This is a genomic window from Marivita lacus, from assembly GCF_014637725.1.
GTDB classification, from domain to species: domain Bacteria; phylum Pseudomonadota; class Alphaproteobacteria; order Rhodobacterales; family Rhodobacteraceae; genus Marivita; species Marivita lacus.
Map to the genome: position 1 here is coordinate 71051 of NZ_BMFC01000001.1, position 16435 is coordinate 87485.

Consider the following 16435-nt stretch of genomic DNA (forward strand, 5'->3'; position numbering starts at 1 on the left):
GCCCGCCATGACATTTGACCGTTCGGTAAAAATCGCCCCGTCCATCCTTGCCTCAGATTTCGCCAATTTCGGAGCCGAGATTCAGGCGGTTGAAGCACAAGGCGCCGACTGGATTCACGTCGATGTCATGGACGGCCATTTCGTGCCCAACATCACCTTCGGCCCCGCCACCTGTGCCGCGATCCGTCCGCACATCAAGACAGTGATGGACGTCCACCTGATGATCGCACCAGTCGATCCCTATATCGACGCCTTCGCCAATGCCGGAGCCGATGTGATCACCGCCCATATCGAGGCCGGACCGCATATTCACCGCACGCTTCAGGCGATCCGCGCCACGGGTGCAAAGGCAGGTCTCGCGCTCAATCCCGGCACCCCGGCCGAGGCCGCAGCCCCGCTTTTGGACATGGTCGACCTGATCTGCGTGATGACGGTGAACCCCGGTTTCGGCGGGCAGAAATTCATCCATTCCTGCGTGCAGAAAGTCGCCCAACTGCGCGAGATGATCGGCGACCGCGAGGTGCATATCGAGATCGACGGGGGCGTCGATCCCACAACAGCGCCTTTGGTCGTGGCCGCCGGCGCCGATGTGCTGGTCGCAGGCTCTGCCGTGTTCAAGGGGGGATCGGTGGACAACCCCGTCCCCTACGGCGAAAACATCCGCGCGATCCGGGCTGTGGTCTAGGCTGCAACCTCAAACACGTTGATCCATTGCGCCACAAGCGCAGGTCGGTCGGTACCGTCGATCTGCACGGCAACGTCCCAGCGGACATTGTAGCGACCGGGCTTTTCGATCACCTCGGCCACGCTGAACCGCCCCCGTATCTGCTGCCCCGCCCGAACCGGGCTGACAAAGCGGATGCGGTCAAAGCCATAGTTCAACCCCTGAACCATGCCCGGTATCTCGGGCTGCACGTCATAGGACATGGCCGACAGCATCGCCAGTGTCAGGAACCCGTGCGCCATCGTCCCGCCCTGCGGCTGCATCCGCTCTGTGTCCAGATGGATGAACTGCCAGTCCTCGGTCACATCGGCAAAGGCGGTGATCCGCTCCTGACTGATCTCGTACCACCGTGACAGGCTGGGTGGCATGGCCCGCAAGGCGTCAGCGGACATCCGGCAACACGTAATCGGCAAATTGCTGGCGCAACGTGAGTTTCGACACCTTTCCCGTCGCGGTCAGCGGCAAGGCATCCACGAACACCAGATCGTCCGGCAACTGCCACTTGGCGAAATGCGGATCCATCAACGCGTGAATGTCCGCCAGCTTGGGTTGGCAGCCGTCTTTCGGGACAACCACCAGCACCGGGCGTTCATCCCATTTCGGATGCGCAATCGCGATCACCGCACAATTGGCCACCTCGGGATGCGACATGGCGATATTCTCAAGGTCAATCGAACTGATCCATTCCCCACCCGACTTGATCAGGTCTTTCGACCGGTCCTGAATGCTCAGATACCCGTCAGGGGATATGCTGGCCACATCGCCCGTGCCGAACCAACCTTCGGCGTCGATGGCGGCCTTCGTCGCGTCTTCGTTGTTGAAATAGCCAGAAATGACGGCATTGCCGCGCACGTACAACTCACCTACCGCTTTACCGTCATGCGGCAGGCGCTGACCGTCTTCACCAACGATCTTGAGGTCAACACCGAAGATGCGCCGCCCCTGCAGGGACTTGCGTGCCATGCGGTCGGCGAACGGTGCGTCGTTCATCGTGTTCGGCAACTGGCCTGTTGTGCCGACCGGGCTCATCTCGGTCATGCCCCAGGCATGGCAGACGTCGATGTCCCGTGCCTCAAAGAATTCGATCATGCTGCGCGGCGCGGCAGAGCCGCCGATCACCACTTGATCCAACGAAGACGGCGGTTTGCCGCGCGCCTCGATCTCGGCTCGCAGGCCCAGCCAGACCGTCGGCACCCCCCAGCTTGCCGTGACCTTCTCGCTCTCCATCAGGCCATACAGCGACGGACCATCCAGCTTGCCCCCCGGCATGATGAGCGACGCGCCGACGATGGGCGCGGCATAGGGCATGCCCCAGGAATTGACGTGGAACATCGGCACCACCGGCAAGAGCCGCGCGCCTTCATGCAAGGAACGCGGCAGCGTCACCGCAATGAAGAGCGCGTGCAGCACGGTCGACCGATGGGAATAAAGCGACCCTTTGGGGTTACCCGTTGTCCCAGATGTGTAGCACAGACTGGCCGCAGTCTCTTCGGGCAGGTCGGGCCAGTCATAATCCGTCGGGTGCGACGCGATCAGGTCTTCGTAGCAATGCAAGTCCAGCGCAGAGGTCGGCATATGCGAAGCATCTGTCATGACCACGATCTTCAAACCGGCGGGCAGATGATCCTTCAGCGCCTCAAGGATCGGCACGAAGGTCAGATCGACAAACAGCACCGTGTCTTCTGCATGGCCGATGATATACAGCATCTGCTCGGCAGACAGGCGCGGATTGATCGTGTGGCAGACCGCCCCCATGCCCGAAATCGCGTAGTAGAGCTCGAAATGGCGATGGCCGTTCCACGCGAGCGTCGCCACGCGGTCACCCTGCGTCACACCCAAGGCCGCCAGACCATGCGCCAGTTGCGCGGTGCGTTGAAAGGTCCGGGCATAGGTTTGGCGGTGCAGATCGCCTTCGGTGCGCACCGAAACGATTTCCCCGGCACCGTGAATTTCGGCGGCGTAGCGCAGCAACTCGATCACCGACAATGGCCGGTTCATCATCAATCCGTGCATCAAGCCCTCCCTTGCCTTCTGCCCTGTGGTTCCAGATACACTGAGCATCCGACAGACGCCGCGCAACCCCTAACCGCAAGGAAGCAAATCCATGTCCGATACGATGTCCCGCGTCACCCTCGCCCGCCGGCCCAAGGGCGCCCCGGTGCCTGAAGACTTCAAGCTGGAAACCGGAACACTGCCCACCCCGGCGACAGACGAAGTCCTCATCGAAGTGACCCACCTGTCGCTCGATCCCTACATGCGCGGCCGCATGGATGACGTCAAAAGCTATGCGCCCTCGGTGGATCTGGGCGGCACCATGACGGGCCAAGGCGTGGGCCTGGTGCTCGAAAGCAAGGCCGAGGGCTTTGCCAAAGGCGACACCGTCACCGGCATGACCGGATGGGCCAGCCACGCCTGCCTGCCGGGATCGGAGCTGCGCAAACTGGATCCGTCCCTGCCACCCTCCACGGCACTGGGCGTTCTGGGGATGCCGGGCCTGACTGGCTGGGTCGGTCTGCACAACTTTGGCAAACCCAAGGCAGGCGAAACGCTGGTCGTCGGGGCTGCCACAGGCCCGGTCGGCTCGATGGTGGGTCAGCTTGCCAAGGAGCTTGGCCTGCGCACCATCGCCATCGCCGGTGGTGCCGAGAAATGCCGCCTCGCCACGGAAACCTTCGGCTTTGATGCCGCCATCGACCACCGTGCCCATGACGACGCCGCGTCCCTGCGCGCCGCGATTGCCGAAGCCGCCCCCGGTGGCGTCGACATCTACTGGGAAAACGTCGCCGGGCAGGTCCTGGAGGCAGTAATGCCCCTGATGAACGTCCACGGGCGCATCCCGGTCTGCGGCATGATCGCGTGGTATGGCGGGTCGAACATCGCAGAGACCAACCAGTTGCCAGGCATGTGGCGCAGCATTCTGGTCAAGCGGTTGCATGTCTCGGGCTTCATCATCTTCGACCATTGGGACGAGTTCCCGGCCTTCCTTGCCGATGTCGCGCCAAAGGTGGCCAAGGGCGAGATTGCCTATCTCGAAGACGTGGCCGAAGGTCTTGAAAACGCGCCCAACGCGTTCATCGCTATGCTCAAGGGCGGCAATACCGGCAAGCAGATCGTCAAGCTCTAGATTTCGGTCTCAACCTCAAGCGCAAGGGGGGCCGCAGGCGCGGCCCTCAGATCATCGACCTGCAAAGGCCCGGACGGTTTCGACAAGCGGTTGCGCACCACCCAGTGCAACCGCGTCGAGGCCCGCGTGATCGCCACGTAGGCCAGCCGTTTCCACAAGGGCTGCCCCGCCTCGCTGCGCCCCATGCGGGCGGCGACTTCGAGGTCAGGTGCGAACACCTGAACCGTGTCCCATTGTGAGCCCTGCGCCTTGTGGATTGTCACAGCAGCGCCATGCAGAAACGTGGCCCCCATGCGCGCGGCAAAGGGGATGAACGGCTCTTCCTCGTCCGGTTTCTCGATCTTGACGATAGAGGCAGCCGACACTTGCGGGTCTTCCGCCCCGATCACATGCAGGCGCGAAAACCCCGGCTTGCGCCCCGGCCCCAGATAGATCACCTGCGCGCCCTTGATCAGGCCCCGCGCCTCAAGGTCCAGCCGTTTCTTGCGATGCTTGAGCGGCAGTTCCAGCCCGTCACAGATCAGCGGCTCGCCCTCCAGAAGCGAGTCCTCGGGTGCGCCATGCACCGCGCGGAAGGCGTTGATCAGCCGGATACGTGTCGCATTCCGCCAGACCAGAACCGGAGACCGCGCCATCAGGTCCACTTCGACCCGCTGACCCAGAACAACACGGTCATCGGTGCGGGAAATGTCTTCGACCATCCTTTCGAAGCCGTAGAAATCAAGCTGCGGATCAGCAAGCGCATGGGCCAGATCGAGAATGGGATTGTCCGCGTCCTGCCTGTGAATGCGGTTCAGGTTCAGCACCTGTGACGGGGCCAACGTTTCGAACACCATCTTGCCGGACTGGTTCACCGGTGCCAACTGTGCCGGGTCGCCGAACAACAGCAGGTTCGGGAAAATCTCGCGCAGGTCCTCGACCTGCCGTTCATCCAGCATCGACGCCTCGTCGACGAACCCGATATCCAGCGGGTCTTCGCGCCGTTTCCAGCCGGTGATGAAATCCGATCCGCGCAAGCCCGCAGTCGCCAGCGCCGCAGGGATCGACTTGTGCAATTCGAAGGACACCTGCGCGCGGGCAAGCGCTTCTTCGGTCAGCCCCTCGATCTCGGGCTTGTCGCCATTGCCCATCAGCCATTCCGCGATGCGCTCATATTCGGGATCATAGACCGGCGTGTAGAGGATACGGTGAATGGTCGTCGCCGGAACTCCGCGCATCCGCAGCACGAACGCCGCCTTGTTGGTCGGAGCCAGCACCGCCAATGTCCGGCGGTCCTTGCGGCGACGGCCTTCGTAGTCGCCGGACACCACCTCTACACCCGCGCTATGCAGCGCCTTGCAGAGCTCGGCCAAGAGCAGCGTCTTTCCCGATCCGGCCTTGCCGGTGATCGCCATGATCCTGGCCTGACCCTCGCGCGGCGGCAGCAAAAGACCTTGGTCCAGATCGATGCCTGCCTCGCGCAGCATGTCGGCCACCGCATCATGCGCGGCAGCCTGATCTTCGGAATATGTGAGCGCGGGCAAGGTCATGCGCGAACCCTATCGCGCCCACGCAGCAGGCACCAGCGTCAGGCAGCGTTCACACCCTGTTGCGGCACCACGTCACCGAAACTGGCCGCGAACCAGCCGCGCGAGACCTGCAACGGGATGCCCGCAACGCGTGATACCCGTTTTTGCGCCGCTTCGCTGAACTCCCACAAGCCGACGCTGATGGATTGCCGCCCCTCCCCTTTTGTACCCAACACCTCGGGAGCCGCGCCGATCCGATTGTAGATCCGCACCATGCGCGCATCGAACACACCGACAAAATGCTTGACCCCAAAGCCCTGCATGATCTCTCCGCCTGCCAGCATCAACGCCGCCGCCATGCCGGGCTCCGAATGACGCGACAGGCAGAACCGCGTGCATTCCCAGATCAAGGGGCTTTGAAACGCCACACCACCGGTCAGATCAAGAAAATGCTCGTTCACCATGGTGCGCCCTGTTGTCGGCAGAAACCGCATCGACCCGCCATGCGCGCCTGCCGCCGTTTCCCAGATCGCGTAAAGCGGGTTCAGGTCGTCATAGGCATCGCGCTCCTGTCCTTGGGCATCGACCGTCACCTCCCACTCCAACCGGGTCTTGAACTGGTCCGCGCGGTCTTCGAACATGGTGCGGGCCAGACGCGGGTACTTGGCCAGTTGATCGCCGTACAGGTATCGAATCATGAGCGTGTCCTCCGTTGCTGGAGGACACGCTCGTCTTCAGGGATGAATCGTTTCTTTTGTCACCGTACGTTGCATGGGCTCGGCGGAATCGTTTCCACTTTGGAACCAATCAGGCAGTCTCAGACAACGATCTGTCCGCGCGCCATCGCGCGTGCGACGGCATGAGTGGTGTTCATCGCACCCAGCTTGAACCGGGCGCTTTCGATATAGACGCGCAGGGTGTGTTCCGAGATCGCCAGTGTTTCAGCCACCTGCGCCCGACTGTAGCCCACCGCAAGCAGCGTCATGGTTTCAACCTCGCGCGGCGACAGGGGCTGCGTCGGTTCAGGCTTGCGCCCCGGTTCCAGCATCAGCGCGGTCTGGTTGAAGTAATGCGCCAGAAGGATGAGGTCGCGGCGGTTGAGTTCGGTAAAGCTGTTCCATTGATCGTCGTCACAGCTATGGCTCATCGTAAACAGGGCGAATTGACCGTTCGGACCGCGGATCGGGATGGAATAGCCCTGATGACCAACCCCGTGCGCCATCGCATCTTTCATGAAGGCCCGCGCCGCCTTGCCGGACCAATCAAGCCGCTTCCAATCCACCGGGTGGAACCGCTGGTAGCAGCCGATCACGACCGGATCGATGCGCAAATAGCCCTTCTCGAGGTAACGGGCGACCCATTTCGGATCATAGGTGCCGCAGCCGTATTGAGTGCCATTGCTGGACACCCAGTGGTACACCATGTCGTCGACGGCGTAGTGATCGCGCAACCATTCGATGATGGTCTGCAATTCCTCAAGATGTTCGGCGCACTCCAGTCGTGCGATCACATCGTCCAGTTGAGGTACTTTCTCCAAGAAGCCCACGGCTTATCCCTTTACCGCGCGCGCCGATCTCTGCCTGTGCAACCAATTGCGTATCGTCCAATTTGGCTGCCAGCGCATTCAGATCGTTCGCCGCGGCGAACGTCCTGAGGTCGGTCAACACATCAATGATCCAGTCATGTCCCATGACACCGTCACCCTGAGATAGTTAACGAAAGGTTAACACAACTATAGCATGTGAAAAAATCTTGGCAAACTCCCTGATTTCAACTCCCCAATTATGGCGAGGATGAGAAATCCGATGGGACAGCCCCCCTTGCGTGCCGCTACAGCATAAAAAAACCCGCGCACCGAAAGGCCCGCGGGTTCGTGATAGCATCAAGACGTAAGCAGAGCGTTACGATCTGGCCGCAAGCGCGTCTTCGAACGTGCGCAACCCGGTCTTTGGGGCTTGCACCAGCACCGCCATATTGCCGGGCTTGTGCTCATTGCGCAGCATCTTGGTGTGGGCCTGCGGAATTTCATTCCACGGGAACACTTCGGACATGCACGGGTCCAGACGACGCTCCACCATTAACTGGTTCGCCGACGCGGCCTGCTTGAGATGGGCAAAATGCGATCCCTGAAGACGCTTCTGATGCATCCACATGTAGCGCACGTCAAAGGTACAGTTGAATCCGGTGGTGCCGGCGCAGATCACGACCATGCCGCCCTTCTTGCAGACCAGCGTGGAGACCGGGAAGGTCGACTCGCCCGGATGTTCGAACACCATGTCGACGTTCTTGCCCTTGCCCGTGATGTCCCAGATCGCCTTGCCGAACTTGCGTGCTTCCTTGAGCCAGTCGTTGTATTCCGTGGTGCCCACCGTGGGCATCTGGCCCCAGCAGTTGAAATCCTTGCGGTTGATGACGCCCTTGGCCCCCATGGACATGACGAAATCACGCTTGTCCTCGTCCGAGATCACACCGATCGCATTGGCACCCGCCGTGTTGGCCAGCTGGATGGCATAAGACCCCAGCCCGCCCGACGCGCCCCACACCAGCACGTTCTGACCGGGCTTCAATTCATGCGGCGCGTGGCCGAACAGCATCCGGTAGGCTGTGGCCAGCGTCAGCGTGTAACAGGCGCTTTCTTCCCATGTCAGGTGCTTGGGCCTCGGCATCAACTGCTGGGCCTGCACGCGGGTGAATTGCGAAAACGCACCATCCGGTGTCTCGTAGCCCCAGATCCGCTGGGTCGGAGACATCATCGGATCGCCGCCGTTACACTCCTCGTCGTCGCCATCATCCTGGTTGCAATGCACGACAACCTCGTCGCCAACCTTCCAGCGCGTGACCTTGTCACCGACTTTCCAGACGATGCCGGCCGCGTCGGACCCAGCGATGTGATAGGGCAGCTTGTGACCGTCAAAGGGGCTGATCGGCTGGCCAAGGCCCGCCCAGACACCATTGTAATTCACACCGGCCGCCATCACGAGAACCAAGACTTCCTGGCTGTCGATCTCCCAGGTGTCGACCACTTCGACCGCAAAGGACTGCTCCGGCTCACCATGCCGTTCGCGGCGAATTGCCCAAGAGTACATCTGCTTGGGGACATAACCGAGAGGAGGCATCTCGCCGATCTCGTACAAGTCTTTTTCGGGCGCATCATACGCCGCGATGCCGGTCTGCTGGTCGAGTGCCATCGGAGCCTCCAAAAGTCATGTTCACGTCGTGCCGCAATGCAGAATCGCAGCGTCTGACCCTGAAATATGATCGTCCTTGAAATTATGCAACCATAATTGCGCCATTTTTGTAATTTTATGACCGAGCAACTGCAGAAAAAATCTCGCGGCTGCAGAAATCTCTTACATCAAATGCTTGATGGAATTCGCATAGAATCCGACCAGCGGCTCCTGTCCCTCGGCCACCCTGATCCGCCCCGCCTCCTCGACCACCAACTGCCGCTCCATCAGGTTGCGCAGCCCGAATTCCACCGCGTAGTCGCGATTGTTGCGTGGAACATGTACCTGCGCCGATTCCAGTTGTTTCATCGCGTCAGTATAGACGATCTCGAGCGCGTCGCGTGTCATCGGACCGTTCTTCAACAGCAGATACGCGGTCAACGGGACCGGCAGCACCGGCACGGCAGCGGCGATGCGTGCCATGATCGTGGCGGACAACGCCTCCGGGCGAATGTCTCGCTCGGTCAGATGGCTCAGCGTCAGGGGCTCTCCGAAACTGACCGCTGCGTAACCGAAGCGATGGAACTTGCCGGTGATCCTCAGTCGGATCTGACGCAGGACCGCCATGAACACGACACTGATCCGCGCACGGAACTTGCGCTCTCCCTTGGCTTGCGCCTGCAAGAGGATCGTATCCTCGAGCACCCGGTCGTAATTCAGCGCGATCGGCACGAAAACCACATCGCGCTTGGCGCCTGCCGCCCCTTCGAGGATGTATTTCAGGATACCGACCTTCGGCCTTGCGAGACTGCCATCAAGGCTCAGCCCGCCTTCGGGAAACACCGCCTGCGTGACCCCCGCGCTGGTCGCCTGCTGGACGTATTTCGCCAACACCTTGCGATAGAGCTCGTTGCGCGATTTGCGCCGGATGAAATATGCCCCCATCGCCCGGATCAGCCGCGACAGGGGCCAGACCCGCGCCCATTCGCCGACCGCATAGGACAGCGCAGACCGATCCGCAGCAAGATAGGTGACCAGCACGTAATCCATGTTGGACCGGTGGTTCATCACGAACACAACCGTCGCCTTTGGATCGACATTGGCCAAACCCGCGTCCTGATGCACCATCCGCACCCGGTAGAGCGATGTGCTCAGAAACCGCGCCGCCGTGATCGCAAAACCGAAATAGACCGACGCGGAAAAGGAGGGCACAATTTCGCGTGCATAGCGCCGCGCGCGCTCGAATGCCACATCTTCGCGGACACCCTCGGACTGGGCATGATCGACAATCGCCTGCGTCACCTCGGGATCATAGACCAGCCGCTGGATCATGTCCTGCCTGCGCAACAGCTTGAAGGGCTCGATCGGTCGGTCCAACCGTGCGTTCAGCCGCTTGACTGCTTTTTCCATCCGCCTGCGAAAGAACCACCGCACCGACGGGAACAGGAAATGCGACGCAAACGTCACCGCTGCGAAAAGCAGGATCAGAATGAAAGCCCAAAGCGGAAGCGTCACCTGCGAGGTCATGCCTGCATTCTTGCAACGAACCCGTGCGGGGTAAATGGCAAAGCGGATCCTGCCTGCAGATGCGACAACGCTCTGGCTTGGCTTGCCCCCGCGGCCTGACTTATGCTGTCGCGCAGCAGCCACGGTCACGCCGCAGCGCGGCGAATTGACAAAGACATAAAGTTACGCGTATTCATCACATCACGCAACAAGATTACAAACGCGAATCCCGCCCTGACGGAGCCGACATGACCGACGCACAGACACCGACCCGTGACAAACCCTGGCTCATCCGCACCTACGCAGGGCACTCCACCGCGCAGGCCTCGAACGCGCTCTATCGTGGCAACCTCGCCAAGGGCCAGACCGGCCTATCGGTTGCCTTCGACCTGCCCACGCAAACCGGCTATGACAGCGATCATGTGCTCGCGCGCGGCGAAGTCGGCAAGGTCGGCGTTCCAGTCAGCCATCTGGGCGACATGCGCACACTGTTCGACCAGATCCCGCTGGAACAGATGAACACCTCCATGACGATCAACGCGACCGCGCCGTGGCTGTTGGCACTCTATGTTGCCGTGGCCGAGGAACAGGGCGCGGATGTCAGCCAACTTCAAGGCACGGTGCAGAACGACCTGATCAAGGAATACCTGTCGCGCGGCACCTATATCTGCCCGCCGAAGCCGTCTCTCAAGATGATCGGGGATGTGGCGGAATACTGCTACACCCATATCCCCAAATGGAACCCGATGAACGTCTGTTCCTACCACCTGCAAGAGGCGGGCGCGACGCCCGAACAGGAACTGTCCTTCGCCTTGGCTACGGCTGTCGCCGTTCTGGATGAACTCAAGCCGCGCGTGCCCGACGAGGATTTCCCGGCTCTCTGCGGCCGCATCTCGTTCTTCGTCAACGCCGGCATCCGCTTTGTCACCGAGATGTGCAAGATGCGCGCCTTTGTCGATCTCTGGGATGAAATCCTCGAAACCCGATACGGCGTCACCGATCCCAAATTCCGCCGTTTCCGCTATGGCGTGCAGGTCAACTCCCTTGGCCTCACCGAACAGCAGCCGGAAAACAACGTCTACCGTATCCTGATCGAAATGCTGGCCGTGACGCTGTCGAAAAAGGCCCGCGCCCGCGCCGTGCAACTGCCCGCCTGGAACGAAGCGCTTGGCCTTCCGCGCCCGTGGGACCAGCAATGGTCGATGCGGATGCAGCAGATCCTCGCCTACGAAACCGACCTTCTGGAATTCGACGACCTGTTCGAGGGCAACCCCGCCGTCGATGCCAAGGTCGAACAGCTCAAGGAAGGCGCACGCGCCGAACTTGCGAACCTCGACTCCATGGGCGGCGCGATCGGTGCAATCGACTACATGAAGGGCCGTCTGGTCGATTCAAACGCCGACCGCCTGAACAGGATCGAACGCAACGAGACAATTGTCGTCGGCGTGAACAAGTGGGTCGAAGGCGAACCCTCCCCGCTCCAGACCGAAGACGGCGGCATCATGACGGTCGATCCGGCGGTCGAGCAAGAACAGATCGACCGCCTGAACGCATGGCGCGCGGAACGCGACGCTGACGCGGTGCAACAGGCGCTGGCTGATCTGCGTGCCGCTGCAAAGGAAGGACGCAACGTCATGCCCGCCTCCATCGCCGCCGCGCGTGTTGGTGTCACAACCGGTGAATGGGCCGGCGAAATGCGCGCCGTCTTTGGCGAATACCGGGGTCCGACTGGCGTCTCGAAATCCATGTCCAACAAGACCGAAGGGCTGGACCACATCCGCGAAGCGGTGAACGCCGTCAGCGATCGCCTTGGCCGCCGCCTCAAGTTCCTTGTCGGCAAACCGGGCCTCGATGGCCATTCCAACGGTGCCGAGCAGATCGCCTTCCGCGCCCGCGATTGCGGCATGGAGATCGACTATGAAGGCATCCGCCTCACCCCGGATCAGATCGTCACGGCCGCACAGGAAAACGAGGTGCATGTCGTCGGCCTGTCGATCCTGTCGGGCAGCCATATTCCTCTGGTCGAAGACATGATGACCAAGATGCGCGATGCGGGCCTCGGCCATATCCCGGTGATCGTCGGCGGAATCATCCCCGATGAAGACGCCAAGCGGTTGCGTGCCATGGGTGTGGCCAAAGTCTATACCCCCAAGGATTTCGAACTCAACGCGATCATGATGGACATCGTCACCCTCGCCGATCCAAAGGCTGTTGCCGCCGAATAATCGGCCTTTCTTTTTCCACACAAATCAACGGGCACGGGTCACTCTGTGCCCGTTTTCTTTTGACAAGAGAAACATGCATCCGAATGATCTGGGAAATGCGTCAATTGACGCTATTTCGCGTCAAAACAACTTTTCCTTGCGGATACTTTCACGACCAACAACCCTGTAGTGCGCGCATCTGGATTGAACTCCTCCGAAGAGAGGGATCGATTTGACTTTCAAAAAAAGAGGAGTATTCCCATTTCATTCTAAATTACAAAACACCCGGAGAAATTCATGAGTATAGACCTCAACAACATGTCCAAAGAAGAGCTGAGAAAGCTCATCAAGGATGCGGAAAAAGCGCTCAAGACAATCGAAACACGCCGCTTGACCGAAGCCAAGAAAGCAGCTGAATCGGCCGCCAAGGAATACGGATTTTCGCTGGACGAGCTTCTGGGGTCTCCCCTGAAAAAGGGCTCCAAGAGCGAACCGAAATACCGCAATCCCGCTGATCCGTCCCAGACCTGGACCGGAAAAGGCCGCAAGCCGAATTGGGTCAATGACGCTTTGGAAGCCGGAAAAACAATGGAAGATCTGAAGATCTGACATGACCATTCACATCGGAGCCGAGAAAGGCGACATCGCCGAAACCGTACTTTTGCCCGGTGATCCGTACCGCGCCAAATGGGCTGCGGAAACCTTTCTCGACAATCCCCGGATGGTCAACGAAGTACGCGGAATGCTTGGTTTCACGGGAACGTGGAACGGGCATCCGGTCACCATCCAGGGATCGGGAATGGGCATGCCATCCCTGTCCATCTACGCGAATGAACTCATCCGCGACTACAATGCGAAAACCCTCATTCGCATCGGGTCCTGTGGCGGGATGCAGCCGCATGTGGGCATCCGTGACGTGATCCTGGCTATGACCGCAAGTACATTGTCCACACCGTCACGGGGCATTTTCAAGGAATTGAATTTCGCACCCTGTGCCGATTGGGGGCTGTTGCACGCCGCGTTCATCGCAGCCGAGGGCAAGGGTACCAAAACCCATGTCGGCGGCATCTATTCCTCGGATGTGTTCTACGACGAACGCCCCGATCTCAACGAACAGATGACCCGGCACGGCATTCTTGGTGTCGAAATGGAAGCGGCGGAACTCTACAATCTCGCGGCTCGCCATTCGGTCCGGGCATTGGCAGTTCTGACGGTCTCTGACCACTTGCAGACCGGAGAAGCACTGCCCGCCAAAGACCGCGAACGCAGCTTTGGCGACATGGTGGACATCGCGCTCACAGCGGCCTTCAGCTGAACATCGAAAATACCGGGACATCCCTGTCCCGGTATTTTCCTATTCCTGCCACATTCGGCTGCGACACCGATCCCATGCCGAACTGGATCATTGATTTATATGTCTTGCTGACAAGCCGCGTGCCGATCCCGCGCATGCTGTTCCTGTTCAGCGCCATCACCCTGTCGCTCTTCACCCTGACAGCGCATCACCACGCGTCCCTGACGGAAATCGGCCTCGTGCTGCCGGTGATGTGTGCGCTGTTCGGACATGTCGCGGTCATCGCGGTCAAGATGCCGGACTCGCTCCAGACCTACGACCGCATCGGCATTCCCAATGCCGGGGGCCAACTGATCCTGATCTGGCTCGCAGCCTATGCCGGGATCATGGCGCTGCCGTCACTCGCCGTGGCACAGGCCGCGTTCAGCCTCGCCATCACGGTCTATCTGTCCCTGTTTGTTGTCACCGTCTTTATGTTCGGCGATGGTGACAAGGTCGGCTGGTTCGCCCGCGACTGGGACGAAGGCCAGCGCAACGCAGCGAACTGGCATATCGTTCGGCTTGTCGCGTTGATCCTGCTGAACGAGCTTGCCGCACAATATGGCACCGCCTTTGACTGGATCATGGCAATCACGCTTGGCCCGATCGCGCTGCATTACCTGATGCACTGGACGATCGTCGCCACACATCCCCACGACAGGACCACGCGCTCGGACTAGCGCCCGTGGCTGCGGTCATACGCATTGACCTGCGGCGGCACCCAACGCTCCAACGCGCCCGCGGCAGGCTGCAACACCTCCACACGCAACGGATAACAGGCCGCCGCATCGCTGGTATGCTCGGCCGAACAATCCCCACCCGGACAGGCCGACAGCCCCCCCAGAAGGTCGATCTCGGCAAAGAAGGTCAGATGGTCCCCCGGCCGCACCGGGCTGGCCTTCATGAAATACTGCCCCGTATCGCGCGTGAAGCCGGTGCACATGAACACGTTGAGCACATCATGCACATGCGGTTCGGCCTCGACCAGCGGCAGGCCCGTGGCATCCGCCAGCGCCCGCGTCAGGTTCGAATGACAGCAATGGTGGTACTGCACCCCCGACAACAGATTGCCGGTGTAGGGATCGCAGCGCGTCCCGATCACGTCATGCACCGACCCGCCATAGGCGTCGATCCCGTACCAGCCCAGGGTATCCTCCACGATCGTCGCCATCGGGCGCAGCGCCGGGAAAGAGGACCAGAGCCGCTCTCCTGTCGTGACATGCGCGCCGTGCAACGCGCGGGTCTTGCCGGAATAGAACCGCTCGGACAGGTCATGCGCGTTCCACAGGTTGAGATCTCCAACCTGCGGGCCCTCGACACTGGCGATGCGAAAGAACGATCCGGCAGGCACGCGGAAGGTGCAGGCCTCGCGCGGCGCCGCAATCGCAACATCCACAACTTCTGCCCCGGCCAATGCCTGCGCATAAAGCGCAAGATCAGGCACCGGCAGCGTTTCGTTTGGATAACAGATCACCGGCGCAATCGCGCGGCGCGCGTCGGCATCCTCGGGGGCATGTACCATGGGCAAGATCCTTTCACCGTCGGATCAAAGGACCGCAGAGCGGGGACAGGCGCAAGCCCGTCGCCTCTTCTCTTTCTCACAAATACGAAAAAAACCCGCGCGCACCACAGGGCGCGCGGCGGGAAGCCGTTGAAGCACAGGCACTCTCCAGCCCGTTCACATTTTTCCCGGCGGTCCCTTTTCAAGCTTCAGACACAGCGTCGGACTCGATTCCGACTCCATCTCTGCCCCGCAGGCTGCACAGCGCCAAAGACCCGGCGCTGTGCGCCGCCAACGGCATTCGCGGGTCAGGGTCGTCGTCTTGTGCTGCCAGTAGAGATAGGCCAGCACGCCAAGCAAGAGAAGGATGAGAAAGATGGGCATAGCTTGGTTTAACGGGCTAACGTCCCCACCTGCAACCCGGACGGGTCACCCCGAAATGGAAAAGGCGAACAGTCCTGCCCGCCTTTCCTTCATGTCGAAATTTAACCAACCAGTAAAATTGGCTGCCAAATCACACGTGACGCTCGACCATCAGCTTCTTGATCTCGGCGATCGCCTTGGCCGGGTTCAGACCCTTGGGGCAGGTCTTGGCGCAGTTCATGATCGTGTGGCAGCGATACAACTTGAACGGATCTTCCAGATCGTCCAGCCGTTCACCAGTGGCTTCATCGCGGCTGTCGATGATCCAGCGGTACGCATGCAAAAGCGCTGCCGGTCCAAGGTACCGATCGCCATTCCACCAGTAGGACGGGCAGGCCGCCGAACAGGACCCGCACATCACGCATTCATAAAGACCGTCGAGCTTCTTGCGATCCTCGATGGACTGCTTCCACTCTTTCGCAGGGCGGTTCGTCTTGGTCTCGAGCCACGGCATGATCGACGCGTGCTGCGCGTAGAAATGGGTCAGGTCCGGGATCAGATCCTTGACCACCGGCATATGCGGCAGCGGATAGATCTTCACATCACCCTTGATCTCGTCGAGACCGTAGATACACGCCAGCGTGTTGATCCCGTCGATATTCATGGCGCAAGAACCACAGATGCCTTCGCGGCAGGACCGGCGGAAGGTCAGGGTTGGATCGATCTCGGTCTTGATCTTGATCAGCGCGTCCAGAACCATCGGCCCGCACTTGTCCAAATCGACGAAATACGTGTCCACGCGGGGGTTTTCGCCATCGTCCGGGTTCCAGCGATAGATGCTGAACTTGCGCACGTTCTTGGCTCCATCCGGCTTGGGCCAGGTCTTGCCCGTGCGGATGGTCGAATTCTTGGGGAGGGTCAGTTGAACCATGGTAACTCTGTTGCCTTCCTGCCATCATATCAAGGACGCTGCAAAAATGCGCGTCACTCCTGAAGCAAATAGTA

General features: G+C 60.5%; 16 protein-coding genes. 6 read left to right on the forward strand and 10 right to left on the reverse strand.

Features of this window, described 5'->3' with window-relative positions; genetic code table 11:
- Positions 1-7 precede the first annotated feature (7 nt).
- Positions 8-685 (forward strand): ribulose-phosphate 3-epimerase, encoded by a 678-nt coding sequence (gene rpe / locus IEV82_RS00370; protein WP_188479967.1) that lies wholly within the window; start codon positions 8-10, stop codon positions 683-685.
- Here the strand turns inward: rpe and IEV82_RS00375 are convergent.
- Both IEV82_RS00375 and IEV82_RS00380 read right to left on the reverse strand, forming a co-directional pair.
- Positions 682-1116: a MaoC family dehydratase gene (locus tag IEV82_RS00375; protein WP_188479968.1), complete on the reverse strand. Its 435-nt coding sequence runs from the start codon at positions 1114-1116 to the stop codon at positions 682-684. The genes rpe and IEV82_RS00375 overlap by 4 nt on opposite strands.
- Positions 1106-2737, reverse strand: coding sequence for a long-chain fatty acid--CoA ligase (locus IEV82_RS00380; protein WP_188479969.1), 1632 nt, complete (start codon positions 2735-2737; stop codon positions 1106-1108). The genes IEV82_RS00375 and IEV82_RS00380 overlap by 11 nt, the downstream gene beginning before the upstream one ends.
- Positions 2738-2828: 91 nt before the next feature.
- Between IEV82_RS00380 and IEV82_RS00385 the strand changes: the two genes are divergently transcribed.
- Positions 2829-3848, forward strand: coding sequence for an NADP-dependent oxidoreductase (locus IEV82_RS00385; protein ID WP_188479970.1), 1020 nt, complete (start codon positions 2829-2831; stop codon positions 3846-3848).
- On the opposite strand, the gene IEV82_RS00390 is transcribed toward IEV82_RS00385, so the two are convergent.
- The 5 genes from IEV82_RS00390 to IEV82_RS00410 all read right to left on the reverse strand — a co-directional run bounded on the left by IEV82_RS00390 (position 3845) and on the right by IEV82_RS00410 (position 10050).
- On the reverse strand, positions 3845-5377 hold the full coding sequence (locus tag IEV82_RS00390) for an ATP-dependent DNA helicase (RefSeq protein WP_188479971.1): 1533 nt from the start codon (positions 5375-5377) through the stop codon (positions 3845-3847). The two genes, IEV82_RS00385 and IEV82_RS00390, sit on opposite strands and share 4 nt — an antisense overlap.
- A 38-nt stretch (positions 5378-5415) precedes the next feature.
- Complete coding sequence (locus IEV82_RS00395; RefSeq protein WP_188479972.1) at positions 5416-6054, reverse strand: acyl-homoserine-lactone synthase; 639 nt, start codon at positions 6052-6054, stop codon at positions 5416-5418.
- Between the two features lie 119 nt (positions 6055-6173).
- Positions 6174-6893 (reverse strand): helix-turn-helix transcriptional regulator, encoded by a 720-nt coding sequence (locus IEV82_RS00400; RefSeq protein WP_229747623.1) that lies wholly within the window; start codon positions 6891-6893, stop codon positions 6174-6176.
- 364 nt (positions 6894-7257) lie between these two features.
- Entirely contained in the window at positions 7258-8544 is a 1287-nt protein-coding gene (gene ccrA / locus IEV82_RS00405; RefSeq protein ID WP_188479973.1) for a crotonyl-CoA carboxylase/reductase, read from the reverse strand.
- Positions 8545-8706: 162 nt separating this feature from the next.
- Positions 8707-10050 carry a 1-acyl-sn-glycerol-3-phosphate acyltransferase gene (locus IEV82_RS00410; RefSeq protein WP_188479974.1) on the reverse strand — a complete coding sequence of 448 codons (1344 nt, stop codon included), beginning with the start codon at positions 10048-10050 and terminating at the stop codon, positions 8707-8709.
- 227 nt (positions 10051-10277) lie between these two features.
- On the opposite strand from IEV82_RS00410, the gene IEV82_RS00415 reads away from it, so the two are divergent.
- The 4 genes from IEV82_RS00415 (at position 10278) to IEV82_RS00430 (ending at position 14246) form a co-directional block, all read left to right on the forward strand.
- Complete coding sequence (locus tag IEV82_RS00415; RefSeq protein WP_188479975.1) at positions 10278-12254, forward strand: ethylmalonyl-CoA mutase; 1977 nt, start codon at positions 10278-10280, stop codon at positions 12252-12254.
- Between the two features lie 276 nt (positions 12255-12530).
- Positions 12531-12842 carry an H-NS histone family protein gene (locus IEV82_RS00420; RefSeq protein WP_188479976.1) on the forward strand — a complete coding sequence of 104 codons (312 nt, stop codon included), beginning with the start codon at positions 12531-12533 and terminating at the stop codon, positions 12840-12842.
- A gap of 1 nt (position 12843) precedes the next feature.
- Complete coding sequence (gene deoD / locus IEV82_RS00425; protein ID WP_188479977.1) at positions 12844-13548, forward strand: purine-nucleoside phosphorylase; 705 nt, start codon at positions 12844-12846, stop codon at positions 13546-13548.
- A gap of 74 nt (positions 13549-13622) precedes the next feature.
- Positions 13623-14246, forward strand: a complete 624-nt coding sequence (locus IEV82_RS00430; protein WP_188479978.1) for a hypothetical protein — start codon at positions 13623-13625, stop codon at positions 14244-14246.
- Here IEV82_RS00430 and IEV82_RS00435 read toward each other — a convergent pair.
- From IEV82_RS00435 to IEV82_RS00445, 3 genes are all read right to left on the reverse strand, one after another.
- Positions 14243-15088 (reverse strand): urea carboxylase-associated family protein, encoded by an 846-nt coding sequence (locus IEV82_RS00435; protein WP_188479979.1) that lies wholly within the window; start codon positions 15086-15088, stop codon positions 14243-14245. The genes IEV82_RS00430 and IEV82_RS00435 overlap by 4 nt on opposite strands.
- Positions 15089-15244: 156 nt before the next feature.
- Positions 15245-15451 carry a hypothetical protein gene (locus IEV82_RS00440; RefSeq protein WP_188479980.1) on the reverse strand — a complete coding sequence of 69 codons (207 nt, stop codon included), beginning with the start codon at positions 15449-15451 and terminating at the stop codon, positions 15245-15247.
- 130 nt (positions 15452-15581) lie between these two features.
- A complete protein-coding gene (locus tag IEV82_RS00445; RefSeq protein ID WP_188479981.1) occupies positions 15582-16361 on the reverse strand; it encodes a succinate dehydrogenase iron-sulfur subunit in 780 nt (259 codons plus the stop codon).
- Positions 16362-16435 lie beyond the last annotated feature (74 nt).